General features: G+C 44.4%; 13 protein-coding genes. 9 read left to right on the forward strand and 4 right to left on the reverse strand.

All coding sequences use genetic code 11. The features are described 5' to 3' along the window. Window positions 1-318 precede the first annotated feature (318 nt). Window positions 319-2,106 carry a glycoside hydrolase family 13 protein gene (locus KNP93_RS07270; protein ID WP_214854141.1) on the forward strand — a complete coding sequence of 596 codons (1,788 nt, stop codon included), beginning with the start codon at window positions 319-321 and terminating at the stop codon, window positions 2,104-2,106. Window positions 2,107-2,223: 117 nt separating this feature from the next. Continuing rightward, window positions 2,224-3,375: a cation:proton antiporter gene (locus KNP93_RS07275; RefSeq protein ID WP_214854144.1), complete on the forward strand. Its 1,152-nt coding sequence runs from the start codon at window positions 2,224-2,226 to the stop codon at window positions 3,373-3,375. Window positions 3,376-3,434: 59 nt separating this feature from the next. On the opposite strand, the gene KNP93_RS07280 is transcribed toward KNP93_RS07275, so the two are convergent. Further along, window positions 3,435-4,208, reverse strand: coding sequence for an enoyl-CoA hydratase/isomerase family protein (locus KNP93_RS07280; protein ID WP_131503908.1), 774 nt, complete (start codon window positions 4,206-4,208; stop codon window positions 3,435-3,437). Between the two features lie 197 nt (window positions 4,209-4,405). Between KNP93_RS07280 and KNP93_RS07285 the strand changes: the two genes are divergently transcribed. The 7 genes from KNP93_RS07285 (at window position 4,406) to KNP93_RS07315 (ending at window position 11,088) form a co-directional block, all read left to right on the forward strand. Next, entirely contained in the window at window positions 4,406-5,788 is a 1,383-nt protein-coding gene (locus tag KNP93_RS07285; protein ID WP_131503907.1) for an MATE family efflux transporter, read from the forward strand. After that, the gene (ybaK, locus tag KNP93_RS07290; RefSeq protein ID WP_131973242.1) at window positions 5,748-6,215 is read left to right on the forward strand and encodes a Cys-tRNA(Pro) deacylase; all 468 of its coding nucleotides are present in this window, start codon (window positions 5,748-5,750) and stop codon (window positions 6,213-6,215) included. The genes KNP93_RS07285 and ybaK overlap by 41 nt, the downstream gene beginning before the upstream one ends. Before the next feature lie 21 nt (window positions 6,216-6,236). Next, window positions 6,237-6,983: a CDP-diacylglycerol--serine O-phosphatidyltransferase gene (gene pssA, locus KNP93_RS07295; protein ID WP_012369649.1), complete on the forward strand. Its 747-nt coding sequence runs from the start codon at window positions 6,237-6,239 to the stop codon at window positions 6,981-6,983. Window positions 6,984-7,101: 118 nt separating this feature from the next. Then, the gene (locus KNP93_RS07300) at window positions 7,102-7,860 is read left to right on the forward strand and encodes a carotenoid biosynthesis protein (protein ID WP_251138685.1); all 759 of its coding nucleotides are present in this window, start codon (window positions 7,102-7,104) and stop codon (window positions 7,858-7,860) included. Beyond that, a complete protein-coding gene (locus KNP93_RS07305; RefSeq protein ID WP_371819882.1) occupies window positions 7,820-8,527 on the forward strand; it encodes a lysophospholipid acyltransferase family protein in 708 nt (235 codons plus the stop codon). The genes KNP93_RS07300 and KNP93_RS07305 overlap by 41 nt, the downstream gene beginning before the upstream one ends. After that, window positions 8,524-9,600, forward strand: a complete 1,077-nt coding sequence (locus KNP93_RS07310) for a glycosyltransferase family 2 protein (RefSeq protein ID WP_131973243.1) — start codon at window positions 8,524-8,526, stop codon at window positions 9,598-9,600. Before KNP93_RS07305 ends, KNP93_RS07310 begins: the two co-directional genes overlap by 4 nt. 15 nt (window positions 9,601-9,615) lie before the next feature. Continuing rightward, complete coding sequence (locus tag KNP93_RS07315) at window positions 9,616-11,088, forward strand: phytoene desaturase family protein (protein WP_131973244.1); 1,473 nt, start codon at window positions 9,616-9,618, stop codon at window positions 11,086-11,088. A 433-nt stretch (window positions 11,089-11,521) separates the two neighbouring features. Here the strand turns inward: KNP93_RS07315 and KNP93_RS07320 are convergent, their stop codons facing one another. Genes KNP93_RS07320 through KNP93_RS07330 form a run of 3 tightly spaced genes read right to left on the reverse strand, consistent with a single transcriptional unit; the run spans window position 11,522 to window position 15,274 of the window. Continuing rightward, entirely contained in the window at window positions 11,522-12,349 is an 828-nt protein-coding gene (locus tag KNP93_RS07320) for a phytoene/squalene synthase family protein (protein ID WP_131503902.1), read from the reverse strand. Further along, on the reverse strand, window positions 12,315-13,787 hold the full coding sequence (locus KNP93_RS07325) for a phytoene desaturase family protein (protein ID WP_131503901.1): 1,473 nt from the start codon (window positions 13,785-13,787) through the stop codon (window positions 12,315-12,317). The genes KNP93_RS07320 and KNP93_RS07325 overlap by 35 nt, the downstream gene beginning before the upstream one ends. Further along, a complete protein-coding gene (locus KNP93_RS07330) occupies window positions 13,784-15,274 on the reverse strand; it encodes a phytoene desaturase family protein (RefSeq protein WP_214854150.1) in 1,491 nt (496 codons plus the stop codon). Before KNP93_RS07330 ends, KNP93_RS07325 begins: the two co-directional genes overlap by 4 nt. Window positions 15,275-15,373: the final 99 nt, after the last annotated feature.

A 15,373-nucleotide genomic window follows, 5' to 3' on the forward strand; every position in this document is an offset into this window, starting at 1 on the left:
TTTACATTTTTATTATACAATCTAAAATCCTTTTGACAAGTCCTTTTCTTTAAATATTTCCTTACATTCAAAAAAGATTTTCGAAAAGTATTCTTAAAAATCAATTGGATGCATTAGTTAAATCATTTTAAAAAGAAAACGTTTACATTAAATCGATTTGCACAACTACGTGCAATCGATTGCGCTAAAATAAAAGAATTCCCTATCACCTCTTGTTTTTTCTGGAATTCCAATTGACTTTAAGAAAGCGCTTCACTATTCTTAGGTCGAAGACTATTATATTAGAATGCAAGCGATTGCACATAGGGAGTGACCAAAATGCTGAAAGAAGCTGTTTTCCACCGCGCGATGTCACCGTTCGTCTATAAGTATGATGACAAAACCATTCATGTCCGATTGCAGACAAAAAAAAATGATGTGGATCACGTCGATCTTATCTGGGGAGATCCATATGATTGGCATACCGAAAACCCGGACGATACCGATTGGAATTTTGATCCGTCCAAATCGAATTATTGGAATACATTCGAAACACCTATGAAACGGAGTGGTTCAGACGAATTGTTCGATTATTGGTTCATCGATGTCGTTCCTCCTTTTCGTCGTCTGCGCTACGGATTCCGACTCCATGACGGACATTCGAGCCAGGTGCTTACCGAGCGTGGTTGGTTTGATGAAAAACCGTTGGATGACACCGGGTACTATTTCTGTGTACCTTATTTGAACAAAGTCGATGTCTTCCATGCTCCGGATTGGGTCAAGGATACAGTATGGTATCAAATCTTCCCCGACCGCTTTGCCAATGGGGATTCAGCCAATGATCCGGCCGGTACTCTTCCTTGGAACAGTACTTCACCTACAACGACAAATCTGTTCGGTGGCGATTTCCAAGGTGTCATTGATAAAATCGATTACTTAGTTGATCTTGGAATCACCGGTATTTATTTTTGCCCGATTTTTGAAGCCAAGTCCAATCATAAATATGACACCATTGATTATTTAGAAATCGATCCCCAATTCGGAACAAAAGAAAAGTTCAAGGAAATGGTTGATTTGCTTCATGAAAACGGAATTCGTATCATGCTCGATGCCGTCTTTAACCATGCCGGTTTCCACCATAAAGCATTTGCTGATATTCGGGAACACGGTAGTAATTCTTCTTACCGCGATTGGTTCCACCTCCGTAACTTCCCGCTCGTAACCGAGCCGATGCCAAACTACGATACGTTTGCCTTTGTTCCTGAAATGCCGAAGTTCAATACGGAAAATCCGGAAGTAAAAGCATACTTACTCCATGTCGCCCGTTACTGGGTCGAAGAATTCGGAATCGACGGTTGGCGTCTCGATGTTGCGAACGAGGTCGACCATGCTTTCTGGCGTGATTTCCGTTCTGTCGTCAAAGAAGTGAATCCCGAGACGTATATTCTTGGAGAAATTTGGCATGATTCACAGGAATGGTTGCTCGGAGATCAGTTCGATGCCGTCATGAACTATCCGTTCACGAATGCAGCGCTCAATTTCTTTGCACTCGACAAAACATCCGCTTCTGCCTATGCGAATGATATGTCGCATGTCTTATTCTCGAATACGATTAACGTTAACGAAGTGACGTTTAACTTGATTGGCTCACATGATACGCCACGTGCCTTGACGCGTGCCGGAAACGATAAAAATAAGATGCGGCTGCTGTTGTTATCAATGCTGACCTTTTCCGGAAGCCCGGTCATCTATTATGGCGATGAAATCGGACTAGACGGTGATCAGGATCCGGGTTGCCGAAAATGTATGCCGTGGAATCCGGAAGAGCAGGATTTAAATCTACTGATGTATACGAAACATTTACTTCAATTGCGAAAGCAGCATAAGACACTTGCCAATCACGGTCATATCTCATTCGTCCATGCCGACGACGAAACCAATACCATTGTCATGCGCCGGATGAGTCAAGACGGGACGTATTACGTCTACTTCAATAACTCCAATCATCAAGCTACAATCCCCGCTCCTCAGTCTGGTCAAGGAATGGATCTCTTTTCAAACACACCACTTCCTTCATTAGAGATGACGCTCGCTCCGTATACCGGAACAATCATTCAAGTAATTTGATTTTCAGACAGCCTTTTTGCTCAAAAGCAAAAAGACTGTCTTTTTTCATTTCTGTGACAGGCCCCTTAAGGCTTTTAAATTAGGGTAAAGAGAAAAGAAAGGAGGGAATACTCTCTCATGGAATTATTTCTGTATGCGGGATTGATTCTGATTGGCTTGTTCGTCGTCAGTTATCTCAGTGAAAAGTTTCATCTCCCGAGCATTCTTGCCTTTATTCTAATTGGAATCATACTTGGTCTTTATTATGATTTACCGGAAGAATTAAAGCTCGGTGGAGAAGCCGGCATCATCGTCTTGTTTTTCCTGCTGGGTCTAAAGTTTTCTGTCGCTGATTTGTTAATCCAGTTTCGCAACATCTGGAAAGCGGGACTGATTGATCTTCTGTTATCGTTTGGCGGTACCTTCCTTTTGACTTTGGCTTTCGGATTTTCGGTACCTGAGGCATTTTTAATTGGTTGTGTTCTTTATGCGACAAGTTCGTCGATTTCGGCCCGCCTGCTCGACCGCGAACCGGATAAACACAAAGACGTGAATCGGTTTGTCCTTTCGTTACTTATCTTTGAAGATTTGGCGGCTCCTCTCTTATTGACAAGTGCCCCGTTTGTTCTCGGAACACAGGAGTTCACTTTCGTAAAAGTCGGAACGATTTTTCTTGGCTTTATTTTCTTATTCAGTGCCCTGATTTTTTTAACGGTCTTCATCCGCCAAAAATCGAGAGTTGTTGACTCCCTTTACCGGCACCCTGACGCCGGAATCGGTATCATCGGATTAATTTTGACGTTCTCAGGAATCGGTATCATGTTTGGTTTGTCCGAAGTGCTGGGTGCATTCATCGTCGGGATTTTATTGACGGAAATTAAAGAGACACGTTATTTAAAAAGATTGGTCACACCATTTCAAGATTTGCTTTTACCGTTATTCTTCATTTCGTTCGGGATGTCATTTGAAATGACGGAAGGACTTCCATTAGACTGGTTTTTCGTTGCCCTGGTTGTCTGGGGACTTTTGTCGAAGTTCCTTGTCGGCTTTCTCGGTGGACGAGCTTTTGGACTTTCCAACTATCATGCGATTGAATCCGGATTTTGTTTAGGACCACGTGGAGAATTCTCGATTCTCTTCATCACGCTTGCCAGCGGAGCTTTCGTCACGTTGACCGGATTGTATATTTTCGTTTCCGCCTTTCTTGGAATCATACTATTTCGAATCTCAACTGGCCTAACGAATCGGACTCATGCGACCGCTCAAAAGATCAAACAAAAAATCAAGTGAATCACAATAGGACCTTCCGGCAGATTGCCGGAAGGTCCTATTGATCGTTCACACTGTCATCAGCGACCGCTGAAAACGGGTGCTTTTTTCTCTAAAAAAGCCTGAACCGCTTGCTGGTGATCTTCTGTCTTTCCGGCACGGGATTGATAAATAATCTCCTGAGCCAGCATATCCTCGAGTGTTGATTCGGAGCTCGCTGTTTGCAACTGTTTGATATACCCGATGACTTTCGTCGGGCGATTGGCAAGAAGCTCGGCAAATGATGCCACTTCCTGTTCAAACCGTTCAGCGTCAATATTTTTTGTCACCAAATGATAGTCGTATGCTTGTTGTGCCGTAATCGTTTCACCTAACAGAGCCAGTTCCAACGCTTTGGCCGATCCAATCAGCCGGGGTAAGAAATACGGAGCACCGGCATCCGGAACCAATCCGATATTGATGAAGCCAAGCGATAATTTTGCATCCTCCCGTACGATTCGGAAATCACATGCTAATGTCAGCGATAACCCTGCTCCCGCAGCGACACCATTAATAGCTGCAATGGTTGGTTTCTTCGTCGTCGCAAGCGCTCGAATGACCGGGTGATAGTATTGTTTTAAGTATTCGCCATGATCCATGCCAGGTTGAACGGTTTTTAAATCTTGTCCCGCACAAAATCCACGTCCGGACCCTGTTAAAATAATGACCCGAACGTTATCATCCTGATTTGCCTCTTCGATGGATTCCGCCAATTCTGTTAAGAGTGTTGCAGTAAGTGCATTTAGTCGTTCCGGACGTGATAATGTGATAGTCGCAATCTGCTCTTCGACGGTATAACTGACTTCAGTTTTCATTCCATTCCCCTCCATTCCAAAAATGAACATCCATTCATTATGATGTATTCGTGATGTTTTATGAAAATCCTTTTAAATACCTTCTTTTTTTATGAAAGCTCCACTTTTGCTCTTTCATTATGAAAATTGAAGGCGTATAGTTTCCAAAAGATACAGAAAGACAATACGTTTTAAGGACTTAAAGGGGAATTAAATTTATGAAAACAGTTAAACAACAATCATTATTCCAAATTACATGGCCGCTATTCATTGAAATCGCGCTTCATATGAGCCTCGGAATCATCGCTACATTGATTCTTAGTTACTATTCAGACAGTGCAGCAGCTGCTGTAGGTGTTTCAAATCAGGTGCTTAACATTTTCATCATCCTGTTTAACATCACATCCGTTGGAGCAACAATTATCATCGGTCAATATTTAGGTGCAAAACGGATCCAAGATGCCCGCCAGACCGCACGATCTGCTTTTTCGATTAACCTATACATCGGTTTGATCATTTCCGTACTTGTCGCCTTGTTCGGAAAACAATTGCTCGGATTCTTCTCTTTAGAAGGAGAAACATTAGTATATGGCGAAACGTTCTTAAAGATTGTTGGTCTCTTTTTATTCTTAGAAGCCATCTCTCTTACACTCGGTGCCATCTTACGCAGTCACGGTTTCACAAAAAATGCTATGTATGTCACGTTACTGATGAACTTCGTCAGTGCTTTCGGTAATGTCATCGCTGTCCTCGGATTATTTGGTATTCCAGTCCTTGGAGTCGCCGGAGTCGCCTGGTCCATCGTCATTGCCCGAACAGTGGCAGTCGTTTTACTCTTTTTCGTTGTTTACCGGAAACTGTCTTTACGCTTTAAATTAAAAGATTTGGTTCAAATCAATCGACGTGATATTAAAAGCATCATGAATATTGGAATTCCTTCTGCTGGAGAAGGTGTCTCATATCAATTTTCTCAATTAATCATTACCGGCTTCATTGCCACAATCGGAGAGTCTGCTCTATCGGCACGTGTTTATGTCTCGAATATCACGATGCTTTGTTTCTTGTTTACATTAGCTATCGCACAAGGAACACAATTGTTAGTCGCCCGCCAAGTTGGGGCGCAACAATTTGAAGCAGCGCATACACGTGCTGTAAAAACGCTGAAAATCGCTGTTTTTGCAAGCTTCGTCTCTGCCGTTGCCCTTGCATCAGTCGGCACATCTATTCTGTCAATGTTCACATCTAGCCCGGAAATCATCGCCATCGGTATTCCGTTATTATGGGCAAGTGTCATTCTTGAACCGGGACGTGCGATGAATATCGTTCTGATGGGAACATTGAAATCAGCCGGAGACGTTCGTTTCCCTGTCGCGATTGGTATTCTCTCAATGTGGGGAATTGCCGTCGTTCTTAGTTACACACTCGGCTTGCAATACGGACTTGGTTTACTCGGTATCTGGATCGCCTTTTCTGCAGACGAATGGTTCCGTGGCATCTTTGCCTTGAAACGTTGGAACAGTCGGAAATGGGCTCAATACGCTGTCGTCAAAGGAGACCAACATGACCACAACGAACGTCGCGAGACTTCTGAAGCAGTCTGACATCCCGTTTGATATGCTTTCCTATCCTGTCGATGAACAGGATTTATCCGCTCAAAATGTCGCTAGAAAGATTAATTACCCGCTTTCGTCTATTTTTAAAACATTAGTTTTAGAAACAGACTCCCATCAACATGTGTTTGCTGTCATTTCCGGCGAAGAAGAAGTCAGTTTAAAAGCCGTCGCCCGCACAGTGTCTGCTAAGAAAACACATTTGGTACCAATGAAAGACTTGAAGCAACTAACGGGGTACATCCGAGGGGGTGTCGCCCCGATTGGTGCGAAAAAACCTTTTCCGGTTCTTTTGTCGGATTCGGCTCTGAATCAAGAATTCATCATTATTTCGGCTGGGAAGCGTGGTCTGCAAATCAAACTCGCTCCTGATGATTTTCTGCGCTTCACGAATGGAATTGTCTTCATGAACCGCTGATATCTACCAGTTGTTTATGATATGATGGATAGTATCGAAGAAGTGGCAGGAGGAATCATTTTGTGGAAAGAACGTGTACGTAACTCTATTCCGAACCTCTTTACGTTCGGAAATTTATACTGTGGTTTTCTTGCCATCGTCATGGCGGCGCGGGGAGATTTTCAAAATGCGACCCTACTGATCGTCATCGCAATGATGCTCGACAGTTTGGATGGTCGGATTGCCCGGATGCTTGGTGTCGCGGGTGACTTCGGAAAAGAACTGGACTCGCTTGCTGATGTCGTGACCTTTGGTGTCGCTCCAGCCATGATGGCATATTACACTTATTTTTATGACTTTGGAGAAATCGGTTTGCTGATTGCGGCTTTGTTCCCTCTATTTGGTGCCTTTCGCTTAGCCCGTTTCAATCTTTCAGCTACCAATGTAGCTTCAGCTTATTTTTCCGGTGTCCCGATTACAGCGGCTGGAGGTATTTTAGCTGTCGTCACCCTGTTCAGTGGACGTATGAATGATTTAATGGTGCCGCTCGTCTTTACGGCTCTTGCTTTTTTGATGGTAAGTCGAGTCAAGATTCCGAGCTTCAAGGATATTCCGGTACCGAGACACACATTCGTCATCACATTTACACTGCTGTATGTAACTTATGTGATGATTGCCCGCAGCAACGAGTGGTCGACCTTCTGGTTCGTCGCAGTTCCGTTGTATATCGCTTTTTTATTATTTTCCTTCATCAAAAAGAAAAAACAAAAAAATCATCAAATCGATTAAGCAGACCGCTGCATACGGTCTGTTTTTTTAATACTATGAATTCCACCTCCATTCTGGCTCGGCGCCCTTTCCTACAGGTATACTAATATCAGAATAAATTAAGATGGAGGACACACTTATGATGGATCGATTTCAAAAAAAACTTTGGTTATTTTTCACGATTTGGTTTTTCATCGGACTGATTTTAGTCGGTTTCTCGTTACTGCCCCCTTGGCTTGAGTGGGCGAACGCCGTGTTTTTATTTGCATCCGGCTTATATGCTGCTCTTTATCTTTGGGATGCCCTGCCAAAAGGACGCTTCATCATTCCGGTGATTTTCTTCGGTTCAATTCTTATCGAATCCATCGGCGTCCATACGGGGTGGCCGTTCGGTACATACGCCTATGAAGCAGATTTTGGTGTGCAACTGCTCGGTGTACCCATTACGATCGGTGCCGCCTGGTTATCCGTCATGGGAGCAAGTCTTGCCTTCTCACGCCGGTTTCCATTTCGCTTCAATACTGTGATTCTGGTGCCGCTGTTTGCCGTTTGGTTGGATTTAGCGATCGATCCGGTAGCAGCTAACGTCAAATCGTATTGGATCTGGCAAAATGGTGGATTGTATTATGACATCCCAACCCAAAACTTTTTGGGCTGGTATGGAACGGCACTTTTCTTTGCGCTTCTGATTTCCCGGTTCGAACAGCAGGTTACCATTACGGCACTTGAACGAAACAACCAGTATCTGTTTTTAATGCTCCATACGCTGTTCGGTCTGACGGCAGGTGTCGCCGGTCTTTACGGTGTCACGTTGATCAGCCTTCTCGCAGGTGTCACGTATTGGCTTACACAAGGAGGTGTTCCTTTTGCAAAAAGCAAACAAAAACAAGTTGGCTGAATACGCTTTTCATCTATACGTCAAAGAACGTTTAATCAGAAAACAATTCCACCGGATTCTCTACCGGGCGGATGATTTACCGACCCCCGGCTTGATGCTCGCGACGCACGGATCGTGGTGGGACGGCATGATTTTGTTTCATCTCGATCAAACGGTTTTGCGTCACGACCCTTACGTCATGATTGATGAGCAGGGACTGGAACGTTTTCCTTTCTTTACTCGACTCGGCGGCTTTTCCATTGATCGGAGTTCGTTTGCGGAAATCAAACAAAGCCTGCAGTATGCAAAAAATCAACTCGCAAACGGTAGCAGTGTCTGGATGTTCCCTCAAGGAGAAGAGCGGCATCAGGAAGAACGGCCGCTTCAGCTCAGCAGCGGAGCAACACATCTGGCAAAATCAGCCCGCTCCATCTCCCTGTTTTCGTTTTACTATTCCTTCAGTCATGAACAACAGCCGGACGTCTATATCCGGACCCGGATGATCCAGCTGCCCGATTCACGAAGTTCGGAGCAGTTACGTTATCTAACGAATGCGATGACCCGACTGTATGATGACGTCCGGACTGACGCAATCGAAGAACGGATTGAATCATATCGTGTATTGACTACGAGAAAGGAGCCGCTCCCCGCTAAAACGGAACAGTGGTTACAGGCGATCCGTTCATGATGGTAGTACTGTTCGTCATTGCAACTTTTGTTTGTCTCTACACGTTCATCAATCTGTCCTTTTTACCGAAATTAAGTGAACCTGTTCTTCCGCCAAGTCTTGCAATCTGTATTCCACTTCGAAATGAAGAACGGAATGTCGAGAAACTGATTCGTTCGTTACGACAAGCGCTTCATCCGAATATGCATGTCTATTTATATGAAGACCGCTCGACTGATCAGACACGTGATTTGCTAGTCCGCCTTGTCGGCGGAGAGGACCAGTTCACAATCATCGATGGTCTTGATTTACCATCTGGCTGGGCTGGGAAAGTCCATGCTTGTCATCAACTCGCGAGTGCGACGGATGAAGAGTACCTGTTGTTCTTAGACGCTGATATTACTTTGGCAGCAGATACGATTCCCCGGCTCTATGCGACATTGCAAAAAGAACAGGCTGTGTTCCTGTCGGGCTTCCCGTCATTCCCCGTTCCGACCTTTCTCGGAAAGTGTCTGATTCCGATGCAGCACGTCTTGATTGCCCAACATCTGCCGATTGCCTTTCGGAAGGTCAAACATCCTGCCTTTGCAGCGGCAAACGGTATGGTCGTGCTCGTCGAAAGGCAAGCTTACGAACACGTCGGTGGACATCAAGCCATTCAAATGGCACTCGTCGACGATTTGGAGCTGTGTCGTGCTTTTAAACAAAATGGTTTTACTACGACACTCGTTCATGTGGCTCCCTATGTTAGCTGTGACATGTATGCGACTAACCGCGATGTCTGGCAAGGTTTCCTGAAAAACGTTTTCCGCGGTATGAACGATTCTTATGCAGTAGGCAGCTATTTCCTGTTGTTTTACCTTGTCCAAGCCGCCGCTTTACCACTCGTGTTCATATTCCCGTCGATTTGGACACTCGGAGCTTTTCTTTTGATCATGATTGCCCGCTACCGCATTGACCGGAAGGCAATGATTTTTCATGCCTGGCTTTGGCATCCACTTGCGGTCATTCTTTATGTCGTCCTGCTTGCGACGGCGATGATTCGAAGATTCAATAAAAGGGAAATCAGTTGGAAGGGTCGGACATATTCTTAAGGAGGCTTTATTGTTATGAAGCATATCGCAGTCATCGGAGCGGGGCTTGGCGGTTTGAGTGCCGCCATCTCACTGGCTTCAAAAGGGTTTAACGTTACTGTCATTGAACGCAACGAACACATCGGTGGAAAGATGATGCCGATTACGTCTGAGGGACACCGGTTTGACTTCGGTCCCAATACCATCACGATGCCTGAAATCTTTCAATCCGTCATTTTAGAGTCAGGAGCAGATCCGGATGACTACTTTACGTTTGAAAAATTGCCACGTCATACCGTCAATCACTTTCCGGATGGACGTTCGTTAACGTTCGCCAGTGGTCGTGAGGCGATGCGGACTGAAGTCGACCGCTTCACGAATGGTCAGCTTGTTAAAAATGACATTACGGGCTACCAGGACGAGGTTAGAGAACTGTACAACATCGCTAAACAACAATTTTTCATCAATATCGACTCTTATTTCAATTTTTCCTTATTACGCGACATGATCAAGGTTCACCCTTTAAAGACACTTCATGGACTGCACAAAAAATATTTTAAGGATCCCCAGCTGATTCAAGCACTTGACCGCTATGCGACCTACATTGGAAGCAGTCCGTTTCAAGCACCCGCTACATTCGGTTTGATTGCCCATCTCGAGTTAAATGACGGTGTGTATTTCACCCGTGGCGGAAATACGACCATCGCCGAAGGATTTGCCCGTCGTGCCCGTGAACTTGGTGTTACTTTCCGGTTAGGAGACGAAGTGACACAGATTGAAGTGACGAATCAGTTGGCAACAGAAATTGAACTCAATCACGTAGATTATCTGTCTGTTGATTTCATCGTTTTAAACGGGGACTTGCTGACACAGTATCCACGATTGATTTCAGAAACCGTCCGGCCTGACTTCAAAAATCCAACACCTTCACAAATGGAGCCGTCGATTTCTGCTTATGTCCGGTGTATCGGACTTGGACGCCGTATTGATGGACTCGCACATCACAATGTCTTTTTCTCTTCTGATTATGAAGCTGAGTTCGAGGCTTTGTTCAATCAAAATCGTTATGCAGAAGAACCGACCATTTACATCTCGAACTCTTCGGTCACTGCACCGGAAATGGGAGAAGCCGGCGATAATCTGTTTGTTCTTGTAAATGCTCCAGCTACTCATAAAGGGTCTGCCATTGATTTTGATACGTATGATAAAATTATCAATCAACGTCTGCAACAGTTCGGAATCGATATCACGTCTGATGTTTTATTCGAACAGCGGATCACTCCGCAAGACATTGAACAAAAATTTTCAGCATATCATGGTTCGCTGTATGGTCTTTCTTCAAACGGCACACGTGGCGCTTTCATGCGTCCAAGCAACCGTTCAAAGAATGTTCACAATTTGTTTTTTGCCGGCGGATCGACGCATCCCGGTGGCGGTAGTCCAATGGTAACGCTTTCAGGAAAACTGGCAAGCGAACGAATCGTGTCCGCTGTCGCCTCCACCCTGTGAACGTTATGTGAATTGCATATCAATTACTTGTACGGACAACTTAGATTTGATACGATTACTTCGAGTTCAAGAGGTAGTGATTGACCCCACATCCTCAATCAAGCGCATGGTGACTTCCCCGAGTCAAAAGCGTTTAGGAACTTAACATATCTGTTTTGTCTCAATCATTTGTTCAAGACCCACTTGTTCAATAGATACACCACCGTAAACTGTTTGGCATGACTTACGACGTTCCCCCTTAGATCGTCTCATCCCAATCAGTTTACAGATGGCTCAATCATTAACAGATCCATCCCCGTGGATCGCGACCTGTCTTGTTGGAACTATGTATCTGATTTTGTACAAACAGATTTCAGTTTAGACTCCCCGGTCTAAACTCCATAAAAAAAAAGACCTTGGTCCCCGCCAAGGTCTTTTTTTTATGGGGTTTTCGTTAAATCGTAGCGAGTAACTTCATCTTTTGCCACCGGCTGACATAGGCACGTTTTGTGAACACATCATATTGATTATCCCGTGCCGCGTCCAGAATCCCCCGGTAAAGTAAGGACGCCACTTTCAGCGCACGGCGACTTTCTTTCGGGTAGCGATCAAACGAAGGCGTTGCTGCATCATATAAATGTTCGGCTCTTAACGCCAGTGCTTCCCACAATCCAGCAAAATCACCGGAAGGGGTTCCCGTCAGCAACGATTCCGTCGTCACACCATACTGATCCATCCAGTCTTTCGGTAAATAGACGCGTCCTCGTTTTGCATCCTCGCCTACATCGCGAAGAATGTTTGTTAATTGCATCGCGATTCCTAATTGAATGGCTGACTCCCGTAAATCATTTTGTTTGGGTGCAAGAATCGGCAACAACATCAAACCAACTGTACTCGCGACGTAATAACTGTACTTTTCCGTCTCTTCCAGTGATTGATATCGGTTTTTCTCGATATCCCACCGCATGCCTTCTGCCAGTTCTAAAAATGGCGTTTCATCCATCTCATATCTTTTAAAGACATCTGCGAGTGCAATCCATAATGGTTTATTAATCGATTGACCGGATCGAAATAAACGAAACTCTTCCAAAAATTCCGCTAAACTTTCTTTTGGAGTCGCTGATTCATCTACCGTATCATCAAGATGACGACAAAACGTATAGATGGCGTATACTGCCATTCGATCCTGTCTCGGCAATAAAGAGAAGGCTTTATAAAAGGTTTTTGATCCATCTTGAATCGTTTGTTCACATATTAGATATGCGTTCGTCACTGTATCCATTTTTCCACCTCATCTCTTGTTCCATTCGATTGACAAGTAATGTCGCTCCCATCATGACGATCGGAACGCCTCCACACGGATGGACAGATGCGCCTACTGCATACAACCGATCAATATCAGCATAAGGTTTGGCTTGTGTTTTCAAGGCGGCTGATTGACGAATCGTCGGTGCAATACCAAAACTTCCACCTTCATACAACCCAAAATCTTGTGCGTCTTGAGGTGTGCGTATTTTCATTTCTGTAACTTTACTTTGGAAACCAGGTAGATGCTGCTCGATTTTTTCTGAAATCTGATCAATAAACCCGTGCGCTTCATAGTTCTCTTGATTAAATCCGCGTGGTGATGGCACTAATGCATAGACGACACTTGTACCTGATTCCGTCAGCGAGTCATCAATCTTGCTTGGATTAAATAAATAGACAGCAGGATGTTCTGGCAACTCATTTTTTTTGAAGATGGACGTCATCAACGGTTTTAAATCACTTGGCATTAAAAAACGATGAACCGGTAAATCGACTTTCCCGTCAATTTTAAAGTACAACAGTAATGTTCCGCCGGATGGCACATACTTTTTCGGTTGCTTACCTTCTACCAGGTATTCCATCAATGGAAATTCACCGTTCAAGACAACGGTATCATACGTGTATTCTTGCCCTGCAGCGACAAGTCCCTTCGCCTGACCTTGTTGTATCAAAACACGGTCGACCGGTTGATTGAACTTGAACGTAACCCCTCGCTCGACTAATACTTCGTACATCCGCTCCGCTAAAGAGAAGTATCCGCCTTTAACGTACCAGACGCCCTCTTCTTGTTCCCGATAAGGAATCAGTCCATAAATCGAAGGTGTCGTATAAGGATTTCCTCCAATATAAAAAGTCGGAAAACTGTAAGCCATTCGCAAGTGTTTACTTTTAAAGAAACGTTTTAAATGATCATGTGCTGTTTCCATCGCATGCATCTTTACTAAAGGTGCTAACATATCCGGATGTAACAAATCACGTTTACGGAAATAGGTCCGCTCTAAAAATTTCGATACGCTAACGTCATAATCCTTTGCTTTTTGTTGCATAAATTCTTGGAATCCGCGACCTTCTCCAAATTGACGCTCAATCGCAATCGTTTGATCGACCACATCCGCTTGTTTTGTCACAATCGTTCCGTCATCAAAATGCAGATCATACAACGGGTCAATCCGCTCCAGCTCAACACCTTCCAGACCAGCTTCTTTCAGTTGTTCCTGGAGTTTTCCAGGCATCAAGACGATTGTGGGACCCTGGTCAATTCTTCCGCCTGTCTCGAAATCAACAGATGCGAGTCGACCACCTGCACGTGACTCTTTTTCAAAAATTGTGATTTCCACTTCCGGGTATCGTTTTGTTAACAATAACGCGGCGTGTAAAGTTCCGACACCTGCTCCGACGAATCCAATCTTCATTTTCCGACACCTACTTCACTTGTCAATAAGTCCGCCGTGATCCGAGCTGATTCAAAGATGGTCGGAAGTCCACTTCCAGGATGTGTTCCGCCTCCCACTAAATAAACGTGATGCAGTTCTTCAAAACGATTGTGTGGTCTAAAGTACATCATTTGTGTTAATTGATGTCCCAAATTAAATGTTGCCCCTTGGTGCACGCCCATCGCTTCCCAGTCATCTGGTGTAAACATCTCTTCCACTTCAATTGCTGCTTCGACACCTTTATATGGAGAACGGTGTTCCAGTGCATCGAGGACACGACGACGCAGTTTAGGTCCTTCAATTGCCCAGTCAAGTTCGGAATAATTATTCGGAACGGGTACTAAGACGTACAAAGATGATTTCCCTTTCGGTGCAAGTGTTCCGTCGATGATTGATGGATTTTGGACATAAAATGAAAAGTCATCTGATAATTCCAATGTCTGAGTCATCTCCCGGACATTTCTTTCATAATCATCAGCAAAATAAATCGTATGGTGCGGGGCATCAAATGATTTATTGACACCTAAGTACAGCATGAACGTCGAACAAGAGAACCTTTTACGATCAATTTTCGGACGCGACCATTTTTTTAAAACACCTTCAGGAACAAGATGATTCATCGCATGCGCAAAGTCTGCTCCGACAACGACATCATCGTATAGAACATGTTCACCCGACTCGAGGATGACTCCTGTCGCGGTCGTCCCTTCCAAAATCAATTGACTGATCCCTGTATTAAGATGGACGGTTCCCCCGAGTTCTTCCACTGCCCGTTTCATCGCTTCTGGGATTTGATTCATTCCACCGATTGGATGATGGACACCGTAAGCATGTTCCATATAAGACAAGATAGAAAAGCCACCCGGGCACTCCCAAGCTGACATGCCTAAATATTTAGCTTGGAACGTAAAGGCATATTTCAATTCTTCACTCGTAAAATAATCGGACAGGACATCATATAAAGAACGCCCAAGAGAAAGACGCGGAAGTGCCGTAATGACGCGTGGAGACAGATAATCCGTTAGTTTATCGTGCTTCGTCTGCAGTATCGGCATCAGTTTCGCCAGCTTCAAGGCTTGTTCTGCCATGAAACGGTCATACCCTTCCCCATTTCCAGGGAAATGCTGCTCAATCGTTTGTTTCATCCGATCACGATCCGTCGTCATCGTAAAGTGATCTTTTCCCCCGTTAAAATAGAGCGTGTACATCGGATCCAGCGCTTTCAAATCCAAATAGTCCTTCATATCCAGACCGATACTTGTAAACAAATTTTCTAAAATGTGCGGCATATTTAAAAAGGTAGGACCACGGTCAAATTGATAATCTCCGACCTGTACGCGAGACGTTCGTCCCCCAACGATCGGTTGTTTTTCATATACGGTGACATCTATTCCTCTACCTGCCAGCAACATCGCACAAGCGAGCCCTCCAGGTCCTGCTCCAATAACGGCTACACGCTGCTTCACATGAATCTCTCCCTTTTCTCTACTCGTTTTAACTATTATACTAATCACATACTACTCCCCACAAATCTGAACTGTCCTGAAACTGTAAAAACGCCAAGC

Source organism: Exiguobacterium sp. s166 (genome assembly GCF_018618855.1).
Lineage (GTDB): Bacteria > Bacillota > Bacilli > Exiguobacteriales > Exiguobacteriaceae > Exiguobacterium_A.

Bases quoted from the DNA above. Each gene is read 5' to 3' on its own strand.
- KNP93_RS07315 (WP_131973244.1), top strand. From the start codon at position 9,616: ATGAAGCATATCGCAGTCATCGGAGCGGGGCTTGGCGGTTTGAGTGCC.
- KNP93_RS07275 (WP_214854144.1), top strand. From the start codon at position 2,224: ATGGAATTATTTCTGTATGCGGGATTGATTCTGATTGGCTTGTTCGTC.
- KNP93_RS07270 (WP_214854141.1), top strand. From the start codon at position 319: ATGCTGAAAGAAGCTGTTTTCCACCGCGCGATGTCACCGTTCGTCTAT.
- KNP93_RS07285 (WP_131503907.1), top strand. From the start codon at position 4,406: ATGAAAACAGTTAAACAACAATCATTATTCCAAATTACATGGCCGCTA.
- ybaK (WP_131973242.1), top strand. From the start codon at position 5,748: ATGACCACAACGAACGTCGCGAGACTTCTGAAGCAGTCTGACATCCCG.
- KNP93_RS07310 (WP_131973243.1), top strand. From the start codon at position 8,524: ATGATGGTAGTACTGTTCGTCATTGCAACTTTTGTTTGTCTCTACACG.
- KNP93_RS07320 (WP_131503902.1), bottom strand. From the start codon at position 12,349: ATGGATACAGTGACGAACGCATATCTAATATGTGAACAAACGATTCAA.
- KNP93_RS07325 (WP_131503901.1), bottom strand. From the start codon at position 13,787: ATGAAGATTGGATTCGTCGGAGCAGGTGTCGGAACTTTACACGCCGCG.
- KNP93_RS07280 (WP_131503908.1), bottom strand. From the start codon at position 4,208: ATGAAAACTGAAGTCAGTTATACCGTCGAAGAGCAGATTGCGACTATC.
- pssA (WP_012369649.1), top strand. From the start codon at position 6,237: ATGATGGATAGTATCGAAGAAGTGGCAGGAGGAATCATTTTGTGGAAA.
- KNP93_RS07300 (WP_251138685.1), top strand. From the start codon at position 7,102: ATGATGGATCGATTTCAAAAAAAACTTTGGTTATTTTTCACGATTTGG.